Source organism: Streptomyces sp. DH12 (assembly GCF_020873895.1).
Taxonomy (GTDB): Bacteria; Actinomycetota; Actinomycetes; order Streptomycetales; family Streptomycetaceae; genus Streptomyces.
In genome coordinates this window covers 1-676 of the sequence record NZ_JAHWGT010000337.1, presented here as the reverse complement: position 1 = coordinate 676, position 676 = coordinate 1, and the positions used below count along the sequence as shown (strand labels likewise).

General features: G+C 78.1%; 2 pseudogenes. Both read left to right on the top strand.

The window, feature by feature from the left end:
* Positions 1–203, top strand: a pseudogene (locus LPA54_RS34410) (ABC transporter ATP-binding protein); the annotation flags it as partial.
* Positions 185–676: pseudogene (locus tag LPA54_RS34405) on the top strand (hypothetical protein); the annotation flags it as partial. The pseudogenes LPA54_RS34410 and LPA54_RS34405, both read left to right, overlap by 19 nt.

Here is a 676-nt window from a genome sequence, read left to right as displayed (position 1 = left end):
CCCATGTGCTGCGCACCCTCACCACGGCGGCCCGCTCGCACGGCATCACCGTGGTCCTCGCGACCCACGACGCGCAGACCGCCGCCCTCGCCGACCGCACGGTGTCGCTGCTCGACGGGCGGTGCGTGCGGACCGTACACCTCCCCCCGGTCTCCGGACCGGCCGAGTCGGAAGGCCGGGCGGCGTGCTCGCTCTCCGTCTGAGCCTCGGCGCCCGGCCCGCCGTCCAGGTCCGCCGGCTGCTCGTCGCGGGCGCCTCGGCCGGCACGGGCTTCCTGCTGCTGAGCGCCCTCGGCTACGCGCTGAGCCACCCCGACCCCGCTGCCTCCGCGCTCCGGCTGGCCTGGTGCACGGCCCCGCTGGCGGCCACCGTCTACCTCGCGGTCGCGGTCGCCCGCGCCGATCCGGCGACCCGGCCCCGGCCCGGTCTGTCGGCGGTCGGGCTCGGCCCGGTCAGGCTGATGGCGATCTCCGCCGCGACCACGGCCGTGTCCTGCCTGCTGGGTTCGGCGCTGGCGCTGCTCGTCTTCCTCCAGCTGCGCGGCGACCTCACCGGGATGCCCCTCGGCGGGGGCGCACAGGAGTTCCTGGCCGCCGGGCGCCCCCTGCCGCTGCCGGCCGCGCTGACGCTGCTGGCCCTGGTGCCGCTGAGCGCGTCGGGGGCGGTGGTGGTGACG